At 61.3% G+C, this 10,817-nt stretch carries 8 protein-coding genes and 1 pseudogene; 4 read left to right on the forward strand and 5 right to left on the reverse strand.

The annotated features are described in order from the left end of the window. Window positions 1–5: 5 nt before the first annotated feature. The 4 genes from U0L91_RS05070 to U0L91_RS05085 form a co-directional block, all read right to left on the reverse strand. Complete coding sequence (locus U0L91_RS05070; RefSeq protein WP_330045130.1) at window positions 6–1,166, reverse strand: glycoside hydrolase family 88 protein; 1,161 nt, start codon at window positions 1,164–1,166, stop codon at window positions 6–8. A 68-nt stretch (window positions 1,167–1,234) separates the two neighbouring features. Further along, window positions 1,235–2,095 (reverse strand): carbohydrate ABC transporter permease, encoded by an 861-nt coding sequence (locus U0L91_RS05075; RefSeq protein ID WP_330045131.1) that lies wholly within the window; start codon window positions 2,093–2,095, stop codon window positions 1,235–1,237. A gap of 18 nt (window positions 2,096–2,113) precedes the next feature. Further along, complete coding sequence (locus tag U0L91_RS05080) at window positions 2,114–3,031, reverse strand: carbohydrate ABC transporter permease (protein ID WP_330045132.1); 918 nt, start codon at window positions 3,029–3,031, stop codon at window positions 2,114–2,116. Window positions 3,032–3,151: 120 nt separating this feature from the next. Then, window positions 3,152–4,474, reverse strand: a complete 1,323-nt coding sequence (locus U0L91_RS05085; RefSeq protein ID WP_330045133.1) for an extracellular solute-binding protein — start codon at window positions 4,472–4,474, stop codon at window positions 3,152–3,154. 280 nt (window positions 4,475–4,754) lie between these two features. Here U0L91_RS05085 and U0L91_RS05090 point away from each other — a divergent pair, with 280 nt between their 5' ends. Genes U0L91_RS05090 through U0L91_RS05105 form a run of 4 tightly spaced genes read left to right on the forward strand, consistent with a single transcriptional unit; the run spans window position 4,755 to window position 10,467 of the window. After that, complete coding sequence (locus U0L91_RS05090) at window positions 4,755–6,551, forward strand: sensor histidine kinase (protein WP_330045134.1); 1,797 nt, start codon at window positions 4,755–4,757, stop codon at window positions 6,549–6,551. Continuing rightward, the gene (locus U0L91_RS05095; RefSeq protein WP_330045135.1) at window positions 6,548–7,837 is read left to right on the forward strand and encodes a response regulator; all 1,290 of its coding nucleotides are present in this window, start codon (window positions 6,548–6,550) and stop codon (window positions 7,835–7,837) included. Before U0L91_RS05090 ends, U0L91_RS05095 begins: the two co-directional genes overlap by 4 nt. After that, complete coding sequence (locus tag U0L91_RS05100; protein ID WP_330045136.1) at window positions 7,827–9,656, forward strand: heparinase II/III domain-containing protein; 1,830 nt, start codon at window positions 7,827–7,829, stop codon at window positions 9,654–9,656. Before U0L91_RS05095 ends, U0L91_RS05100 begins: the two co-directional genes overlap by 11 nt. A gap of 16 nt (window positions 9,657–9,672) precedes the next feature. Further along, window positions 9,673–10,467: a carbohydrate-binding protein gene (locus tag U0L91_RS05105; RefSeq protein WP_330045137.1), complete on the forward strand. Its 795-nt coding sequence runs from the start codon at window positions 9,673–9,675 to the stop codon at window positions 10,465–10,467. Between the two features lie 136 nt (window positions 10,468–10,603). Here U0L91_RS05105 and U0L91_RS05110 read toward each other — a convergent pair. Then, window positions 10,604–10,817 (reverse strand): annotated as a pseudogene (locus tag U0L91_RS05110) (hypothetical protein); the annotation flags it as partial.

The following is a 10,817-nucleotide window of genomic DNA, read 5'->3' on the forward strand; positions in this document are numbered from 1 at the left end:
GACAATTACCAATACAGTTCCCAATCCTTGGTCAGGCGGGTCAGTGCTTCCATGTAGAAATAGTCGCCCCAGCTCGTGCATTCATCCACGCCCTCGGGGGTGCAGGTGTTGTAGGGGCTCTTCTTGCTGTAGGTGCCGTGGGCCAGCTGGCCGGCGCCGGGCCGATGATCCCGCACCGCATAGTGCTCGGCCAGGCTGCCCAGCATCTGGCGGGCCAGCGTGCGGTAGCTCTCGGCCTCCTCGCCCTCGGCATACTTGGCGGCCTCGAGCAGACCGCAGGCCACGATGGCCGCGGAGGAAGAGTCGCGCGGTTCCTCGGTGCCGGAGGTGAAGATCATATCCCAGTAGGGCACCAGATCATCCGGCAGGCGGGTCAGATAGAAGTCCAGCGCCTTGCGGAAGGTGGCAAAATACTCGGGGTTATGGGTGTAGCGGTAGCTCAGCACACTGCCGTACACGCCCCAGGCCTGGCCGCGGGCCCAGAAGCTGTCGTCCCGGTAGCCCTGGCAGGTCGCGCCGTGGCTGGGCGTGCCGTCGGGGTTCATGAAGAAGGTGTGGTAGGTGGAACCGTCGGGACGGAAGGAGTTGGCCAGGCAGGTCGTGATGTGCTGGTGGGCGATGTCGGCGTACTTGGGGTCACCGGTGGTCTCGCTGGCCCAGTAGAGCAGCGGCAGGTTGAGCAGGCAGTCAATGATGTAGCGGTAGTTTTCCGGCGCACCCATCTCGCCCCAGGCCTGGATGAAACGGCCCTTGGGCTGGAACCGGGTGATCAGCTGGTCGGCGGCCTTGATGGCGGCGTCGCGGCCCAGCTCGCTGCCGGTCAGTTTGTAGGCGGCCACGCAGGACGGGCTGTACAGGAAGCCCATGTCGTGATGGTCGACCTCGATCTTGCGGTCGATGCGGTCGGCAAAGCTGCGGACCAGGGTTTCGGCGGTCTTGCGGAAGGCCTCGTCCCCGGTGCGCTCGTAGGACAGCCAGACTTCGCCGGGCCAGAAGCCGCAGGTCCACTGGTTGTTTTCGCAGGCGGGATAGATGCCGTTCACGCTGGAATGATTCTGGCAGTGATCGGTGTACAGGGGCAGGTTGATGCGCACCTGGCTGACGGCCTCATCGAGAGCAGCCGCGGCCTGGGCATCGGTCATGACGGGCAGAGAATACGTTTTCATAAGCAGCACCTCATTTTACAGGAAAAAGGGGCACGGGCATTTTGCACCGTGCCCCCTTGGGGTAAAGTTTAACCTTTCAGACCGGCGGACGCAACACCCTGCACGAAATATTTCTGCAGGCTGAGGAAGACGATCAGCACCGGGATCAGCGCGATGACCGAAGCGGCCATGATCAGGCCGTACTCAGCGGAGTACTGGCTGATGAACATACGCAGACCAATCTGGATGGTCTTGAGCTCGGTCTTGGTGAGGTAGATCAGGGGACCGAGGAAGTCGTTCCAGGTGGAGACGAAGGTGAAGATGGTCAGCGTGGACAGAGCCGGCTTGGACAGCGGCAGCATGATGCGCCACCAGATGCCGTACTCGGACAGGCCGTCGATACGGGCAGCCTCACACAGTTCGGTGGGGACACCCTCATAGAACTGCTTCATCAGGAAGACGCCGAAGGCGGAGAACGCCTGCAGGCAGATGATGGCCAGATGGGTGTTGTTCAGGCCCCAGGAACGCATCATCATGAACTGCGGGACCATGTACGCCTGCCAGGGCACCGCGATGGTGGCGATGTAGCCCAGGAACAGCGCTTTCTTGCCCTTGAAGTTCAGCTTGGCGAACGCATAGGCGGCGAAGCTGGAGGTGAAGAGCTGGAGCAGCGTGACGATGATGGTCAGCTTGGCGGTGTTCAGAATGAAGGTGAGCAGCGGGATCTTGGTCCAGATGTCCACATAGTTGCGGGGACGGGGGTTGGAAGGAATCCACTCGATGGGGAAGGAGAAAACGTCCTTGTTCATCTTGAAGGACGCCGAAAGCATCCACAGGAAGGGAACCAGCATCAGCGCGGCGACGACGACCAGCAGAACGTAGATCACGACCATCGTGACGCGGTGCTGCATTTTAGCGGAATGCGATTTGACAGCAAGTGTTTCAGCCATGTTGATTTCCTCCTTTCCTTAGTCGTTGGCGGCAGAGCCGCGGAACTGAACGATCGTGACGATCAGGACCAGAACGAACAGAACCATCGAGATGGCGCTGGCGTAGCCGTAGCGCGGCGTGTTGACGAAGGCGACGTTGTAGATGTCGTACACCAGCGTCATGGTCGCGTTGCCGGGGCCGCCCTGGGTGATCATGTACATCTGATCATACACCTTGAAGGAGGAGATGGTCAGCATGATGATGACGAAGAAGGTGGTGGGACGCAGCTGAGGCAGAATGACGTTCCAGAAGATCTGCCACTTGTTGGCGCCGTCCAGCTCGGCGGCCTCGTTGAGTTCGAGGTTGGTGCCCTGCAGGCCGGCCAGGTAGATGACCATGTAGTAACCCATGTTCTTCCAGACGCTGAACAGGATAACCGTCAGCATGGCGGTTTCCTTGCCGGCTGCCCAGCGGGGCAGGTTCTCAACGCCGAGGGAGGCGAGCAGCTGGTTGACCGGGCCCATGGAGGGGCTGAAGATCATGTTCCAGACCGCGGCGACGGCGACCAGAGAAGCAACGTACGGGAAGAAAGAAACGGTACGGAAGAAGTTGCGGAACTTGACTTTCTGATTGAGCAGAACGGCCAGGCCCAGGCTGCAGACCAGCGTAAGAGGCACCGTGCCGATGGTGTAGACAATGGTGTTGACAAAGGACGCCTTGAAGGTGTTGTCATCCAGCAGATCCACAAAGTTCTGCAGACCGATGAACTCAACAGGATGCACGCCATCCCATTCGCAGAAGGCGAGTCCGATTGCAAAGATCATCGGAACCAGGGTAAAGATGCAAAATCCGATAAAGTTCGGTGCGATGAAGCTGTACGCAACCAGGCTTTCGCGCAGACTTTTGCTCATTCCCTTCTTTTTGACCGCAGGCGCGGTTTGAGCGGTTTCGGGCATGTCTATTCCTCCTCAGGACTGAGATTGTTCCGCAGAACCATAAAAGAAGCGAGGCGGGCGAGCTCGCCCGCCCCGCTGATTGGCTGCGAAAGATCCGTTACGGTGTTATATTTCCGGGGATCAGCCGGCCAGGATTTCCTGGACCTGCTCGTTCATGTTGGCAATGCCCTCGTCAACGGACTCGGCGCCGGTCATGATGGCGTCATGCTCCTGGTTGAGGACAGTCTCGATCTCGCTGGCCTTGTCGGTCAGAGGCATCTCGAGGTAAACGGCGGTGGTGTTCAGAGCTTCCTTGGAAGCTTCGTCAGAGGGGAAGCCTTCGGTGGAAGCGATGATCTCGTTGATCTGGTCGTTGGAGACGGCCGGGAAGGTGCCGGTGGCGGCGATGGCAGCAGCGCCCTCGTCAGAGACACACCAGTTGATGAAGTCCGCAGCAGCGGCCTGGTTCTCGGAGTAGGGGTTGATGCCCAGGCTGGTCACAGTGCCCAGCGTGGTGCCGGCAGCGACTCCGTCCGGATGAGGATACTTGACGATACCGAAGTTGACCGGCTCAACACCGTTCTCAGCGGCTTCGTTGTTGTAGGTCTGCAGGGTGGCGATGAACCAGCTGCCCATGTTGCACATCGCAGCCTGGCCATTCTCGAAGGCGGCGGAGTAGTGCAGAGCGGAGGTCTTCAGTTCGCCGTAGTCAGGCACGACCTTGTCGGCCTGCTCAGACAGGACGGTCTCGTAGTACGGCTTCAGGAAGTCGTAGTTGCCGTCGATGATCGTGTTCTGGCCATCCAGGATGCCGAACAGGGTCACGTCGGAACGCCAGGTGTGATAGAAGTTGCCGTAAACGCCGGTGGCGGCAGCGACTTCACGGATCAGCTGATCGAACTGATCGAAGGTCATGTCGTTGGACGGATATTCCAGACCGGCCTGATCGAACAGATCCTTGTTGTAGAACAGAACCCAGAAGTCAGAACGGAACGGGACAGCGTAGAAGTTGCCGTCGCTGGCGGTCAGCTGCTCGATAACGCCGCCGAAGTCAGCGGTGTCACGGGTCAGGATGTCGTTCATCGGAACGAGCATTTCGAGGTTGATCAGGTTGGAGTAGCCGGGGATATCCTTGATGGTCAGGATATCCAGCTCGCCGTTGCCGCCGGCCAGCTGGGTCATGTAATCGGTGGAGCCCAGGTCGGTCATCTCAATGGTGACATTGGGGTGGCTGGCCATGTAGCCGTCGGCCATCGCCTTCCAGTAAGCGGTGGACTCCAGATCCCAGACAGCCCAGTTCAGGGTGACGGCCTCACCGGCGGACTCTTCGGTGCCTTCGGTAGAGGTGGACGTCGCGGCAGAAGAGGTCGAGTCCGAAGCGGCTTCGCTCGAAGAGCTGGAGCCACAGGCGGCCAGAGACAGTGCCATGGCAGCGGCCATGGTCAGAGCAAGTGCCTTTTTCATAGTGTGTTTTCCTCCTGTTTCTTCTGTCGGCCCGCAGGGGGCCGGCTCCTTTTGACGTTTTCATTATAGCTTTTGCCCGTGTCGAATCGAATGGAAATTTATCGGGTGAATCTGTATTTTTTCGAGACCTGCACGTTAAAAAGCTGTAAAATTTTTAGAAAGATGTATTTTTTTCATATATATACCAAATTCCTTTGCGTTATTGTGGTATATTTTATATAATGTTTATTAAAGTTTTTATATTTTGTATCCGTTTTGTGAACATCTGGTAGGAGAATTTATGCACACGCGCAAGCGAATCCAACATGAGATCATCGTACTTTCCCTTCTGTTCGCCGTGCTGATCGGGCTGATGGTCAGCGCCGGCAGCGTGTATTCGGCGTATCTGGAATCCTGCCGCGCCACCGTGCAGGGCACCGAGTATGCGCTGCAGCTGGCCGCGGGGGATCTGCAGCAATCCGCGAGCGAGATTGATTCGCTGGCCGACTGGTGCGTGGCGGACACCTCGGTGCGGAACTACGCCCTGTACAGCTATGACTCCCACGACCTGATGCTGAGTACTTACAATACCATATCGAACCGGTATTTGTCCATGCACGCTTCCCGCTATATATTAAGGTTCATTCTTGCAAACGGGAGCAACCGGCTGATCCAGCTGGGCACCATCATCAGCCAGTCCCAGTCACTGACCCCGGAGGGCAGCCTTGAAAAGTTCCCCTTCTTCTTTGAGGGCAGCCGGGACAATTCCTGGTCGATGGTCTGCATTGACCCGCTGGTGCTGTTCAATGAAGTGCAGTATATCCCGGTCACCCGCACGATCTACGGTTCGGGCGGCAAGACGGCGTCGGTCTACATTGCGGTGTCGGTGTCGATGATCACCGACTATCTGCGCAGTTCCGACCTGCTGGATGACAGTGCGCTGTACTGGATCATGAACGGCCACATCTATGAGGTCAACAGCAGCGGTCTGACCATCCTGCCCGATGAAAAGCTGACCCGCACCCAGATGCCCGACAACATCCGGCTGCTGGACCTGCGCACCGCGGTGTGGAAACTCAACAGCGGCGAACTGCTGCTCGGCTCCCCGGTGGGAAGCAGCGGCATGTACATTGCCAAGACGGTCCCGCTGGCGCCGCTGTGGGAGGAGCTGCCCAGCCTGCCCCGGTCGCTGCTGTACAGCGTGATGGTCATTCTGACGCTCGGTGTGATCCTGGCGCTGCTGCTCCGCCGGGTCGTGGCGGTGCCGGTCAAGGCGCTGCAGGACCAGCTGGAGCGGGTCGGCCAGGGCGATTTCTCGCCCAACCACGACATTGAGTGGAACAACGAGATGGGCGACATCGGCCGCGGCATCAACGGGCTGTCCGAGCGGATGCTCACGATGATGAACCGCCGCCTGGAGGACGAGAAGGCCAAGCAGGACCTGGAATACCGGATGCTGCAAAACCAGATCAACCCCCATTTCCTGTACAATACGCTCAACAGCATCAAGTGGATGGCGACGATCCAGCACGCCCCCGGCATTGCCGAGATGACCACCGCGCTGTCCCGGCTGCTCAAGAGCGTCTCCAAGGGCAACGAGAAGCTCGTGCCGCTGCAGGAAGAGTTTGCGCTGCTCAACGACTATTTCACGATCCAGCAATACCGCTACGGCGGCACCATCACGATGGACGTGACTTACATCGAGGATGAACGGTTCTGCCAGAATGTGCTGATTCCCCGCTTCACATTGCAGCCTCTGGTGGAGAACGCCATCTTCCACGGCATCGAGCCGAAGGGCTGTGCCGGCAGCATTGAACTGACGGTGGCCCATGCGCCCGACAGCAGCGATGTGCTGATCGTGCTGACCGACGACGGCGTGGGCATGACGCCCGAACAGGCCGCCAAGGCGCTGACCGAGCCGGGTCCCGCGGAGGCCGCGGCCAAGTATCGCCATGTGGGAATGTGGAACGTCCATCGACGTCTGCAATACAGTTTCGGAGATGGATATGGCCTTTCCATCTCCTCCACGGTGGGGCAGGGCACCTCGGTCACGGTGCGTCTGCCCGGGAATTCGCAACAGAAAGGAGTGCAGGCATGATTCGTGTTTTACTGGTGGATGATGAACCTCTGGTTCTGATCGGAATGCAGAGCATGCTGGACTGGAACGCCCTGGGGTACGAGCTGGTGGGAACCGCCCGCAACGGCGCCGACGCGCTGGAGCGGATCGGGGAACAGCGGCCCGACATTGTGGTGTCGGATATCCGGATGCCGGTGCTGGACGGTCTGCAGCTGGCGGCGCAGTCCCGGGAACGGTACGGGACGCTTCCGGTCTTTATCATGCTGACGAGTTACGAGGAGTTCGACTATGTACGCCGCAGCATGGGGCTGGGCGCGGTGGATTATCTGGTCAAGATTGACCTGACGCCGGAAAATCTGACCACGGCGCTGGACCGCGCCCGGACAGCCATCGAGAAGGAACGGGTGCTGCGCGCGCCGTCCCGGACGATGACGGGCAGTCTTGAAGCCTACCGCGACCGGTTTTTCATCCAGCTGTACAGCGGGATGTTCCCCTCCGACGATGTCATCCGCAAGAACGCGATGGAACTCGGTGTGACCCTCGACGCTCCCGCCTATACGGTGGCCATTGCGGACATCCGCAACCGGGAGCTCTCCCCCGAACAGCAGGTGGCGCTGAGCTCCGGCGTAACCCGGATGGCGGCGGACATCCTGCCCAAATACCTGCCCTGCCATGTGACCGGGATGGACCTGCGGCATTTTCTCGTGCTGCTGCCGCTGCAGAGCCGGGACGGGCTGGAGGAACTGCTGAACCCCGTGCTGAAAAAGGCCAACGACATCCTGTACAAATACTTTTCCACCGTCCTGTGGTGGGCGGTGGGCACGCCCACCGGCACGCTGCACCACATTCCCCGCAGCCAGAAAGCCGCGTTCTCGGCACTGCCGCTGCTCAGTGAGCGCTCCCCCATCGTCTACTGCCGCGCCGAGGCCCGCACCCCGCTGGACCACCGCGCCCGCATTGTGGCAGAGGTCCAGGACTACATCCGCAAGAACCCCGACAAGAAGCTCTCCCTCAACGATGTGGCGGCGGTGTTCAATTTCAGCCCCGGCTATCTGAGCCAGCTGTTCACCCAGAACGGCGAGACCAGCTTTGTCGAGTTCGTGACCGAGACCCGCATCTCCGCCGCCAAGGACCTGATGGCCTCCACCGACCTGAAGATCTACGAGATCAGCGAACGGCTGGGGTTTGAGAGTGCGTTCTATTTCAGCAAGGTATTCAAGAAAATCGAAGGGATGAGCCCGCGCGCCTATCTGCAGAAGCTGCGCGGCGTCCCGGATTCCAAGGAGGAAACCAACGATGTTGACTGAGATGCTCGCCGCCCACGGCGACTTCACCCCGGGGCGCTGGCAGCCCTGCCCGCGGGTAACCGACCGCAGCGCCTGGGATTCCCTGCCCGGCTTTGACCGCTGGCTGTACGGCGGCGGGGAGGCCGCCCGCGAAGCCCGGCACATTCCGGCCCTGCCGCTGAGCCTGTGGATGGACTTCACGGCGACCGGCAACCGGGCCCGGTATGAACACGCCTACTTCGGGCGGCGCCGTCTGCTCTGCCGCCTGGTCATGGCCGAGTGCATGGGAGACACCGGGGACTATCTGCCCCGCATTGCCGATCTGCTGTGGGCCATCTGTGAGGAGAGCGCCTGGCAGCTGCCCGCCCACAACAGCTATATCCGGGACACGCCCCAGCTGCCGCTGCCCGACACCTCCCGTCCGGTGGTGGACCTGTTTGCGGCCGAGACCGGTGCCCTGCTGGCGATGGTGCACTATCTGCTGGGCAAGCAGCTGGACACCTTTGCGCCGGGTCTGGCGGCACGTCTGGCCCGCGAGGTGGAGACCCGCGTGCTGCGCCCCTGGTCCACCCGGAAATTCTGGTGGATGGGCAACGGCGACGAGCCGATGTGCAACTGGACGACCTGGTGCACCCAGAACTGCCTGATTGCCACGGCGCTGCTGCATCCGGGCAGTGCATCCCGGACCCGGGCCGCGGTCAGGCAGGCCGCCTACAGCATTGACTGTTTCCTGAAAGACTACGGTGAGGACGGCTGCTGCAGCGAGGGTGCGCAGTATTACCGTCACGCCGGCCTGACCCTCTTCAATGCGCTGGAACTGCTCTGTGCGCTGGCGCCCGGCGTGTTCGACACGGTCTGGCAGCAGCCCAAGATCCGCAACATTGCCGAGTACATTGCGCATATGCACGTTTCGGGACCGTATTACCTGAACTTCTCGGACTGCAGCCCGCTGGCGGGCGCCCGGGGCGTGCGGGAATACCTGTTCGGCAAGCGGGTGGGCAGCGAACCGCTGATGGCGCTGGCCGCCGCCGATTTTGCGGCCGATCCCGACCCCGACCGCATCGGCCAGGGCACCGACGACTCGGAGGGCATCAACCTGTTCTATATGGTACAGACCGCCTTTGCCGAGGAGGAGGTCCGCGGCTACGCCGCCACCGCCGCCGGGTCCAGTCCCGGGGATGCGTGGTATCCCAGCGTGGGGCTGCGGGTCTGCCGTGCCGGCGGGTTTGTGGCAGGCATCAAGGCCGGCTGCAACGCCGACAGCCACAACCACAACGACACCGGCAGCGTGACGCTGTACAAGGACGGCAAACCGCTGCTGATCGACATCGGCGTCGAGACATACAGCAAAAAGACCTTCAGCCCGCAGCGGTACGAGATCTGGACCATGCAGTCCGCCTGGCACAACCTGCCGCAGTTCACGGCGGACGGCGCGGTCTATGACCAGAAGGACGGCGCCGCCTACGCCGCCCGCGATGTCGAGACCATTCCCGGCGGGCTGTCCATGGACATTGCCCCGGCCTACGGCGAGGTGCCCGGCCTGGGAAGCTACCGCCGCCGGGTCAGCCTGACCGAGGCGGGGCTGACCATCAACGACACCACCGATTTTCCCGGGGAAGTGCTGCTGACGCTGATGAGCGCCGAGGCCCCCGCCGTGGAAGGCCAGACCGTGCGGTTCGGCACGCTGGGTCAGGCCGTGCTGTCCGGCGATGTGCGGGGCGTACAGACCGAGGCGGTGCCCATCACCGACCCGCGGCTGCGCGCTGCCTGGCCGGACACCCTCTACCGCACCCGGGTGCGGTTCTGCGGACAACTGAATGTCGTCATTGCTTCATGCTGACAGGAGGAACACTGTGATGGAACTGATCAAACTGAAAATTCTGGACGAAGTCGGCAACACGCTGCTGACCTGCCCCGCCGGCGAAAAGCTGAGCCTGGTTTACCGCGCCGCCTACCGGCCGGGGGACCGCGTTTCCCTCGAAATCGGCACGCCGGGGCAGTATGTGGTGGCCCAGTTCGAGGACACGATGGCCCCTGCCCTGCTGTATGTGGAAAAGCGGGAGATCAACTTCCACATCCCCTTCGGCGAGCAGGCCATCACCTACAGCCCCAAATCCTTTACCGGGGAATGCCACATCATCCGCGCCCGGTTCGCCACGCCCGAGGAGATCGCCGCGCGCCGCAACCTCGCGTTCAACCCCTACGATGAGCACGGGGACACCGGTTTCTTCCCCCATGCCAGCGCCAACGTCGAGACCCGCGGCGAAGCGGTCTTTGCGGCCCGCAACGCGGTGGACGGCATCTATGAGAATGACGCCCACGGTTTCTGGCCTTACCAGAGCTGGGGCATCAACCGCGACCCCAACGCCGCGCTGACGCTCGACTTCGGGCGCCCGGTGACGCTCGACGAGATCCGGCTGACGCTGCGGGCGGATTTCCCCCACGACAGCTGGTGGACCGCGGTAACCGTCCGGTTCAGCGACGGCAGCAGCGAGGTGTTTGAGCCGAAAAAGACCTCCGAACCGCAGTCCTTCCCGATTGCGCCGCGCACCGTGACCAGCCTGGTCCTGTGTGAGCTGCGCAAGGCCGACGATCCCAGCCCCTTCCCTGCCCTGACGCAGATCGAAGCCTGGGGCACCGAGGCACACTGATTCTGTTTTGCTTGAGGGCCGACCCGCCGCAGGGCCGGCCCTTTTCTGATGGCCGGAAACCAAGATGAGCACAGGCCCCGTTCCTTGCGGAACGGGGCCTGTGCCCGGGATACAAACGTGTCAGAAAGGGGAATGATTATTTGAGCAGGCCGGTCACGGTGTCAAACTGGTAGGTCTGACCATCCACCTGCACCGTGCCCTTGGCCATCGCGCCGGTGATGGGATCGAAGTAGTAGCGTCCTTCCTCGGTCTCGTCCCAGCCCTTGACCATCCGGCCTTCGGCATCATAGCGGACCCACTTGCCGCCGTCGGATTCCTGATAGACATCCTTCGAGACAGCCTTGGCGCCG

It is taken from the genome of Gemmiger sp., from assembly GCF_036306485.1.
GTDB lineage: Bacteria > Bacillota > Clostridia > Oscillospirales > Ruminococcaceae > Gemmiger.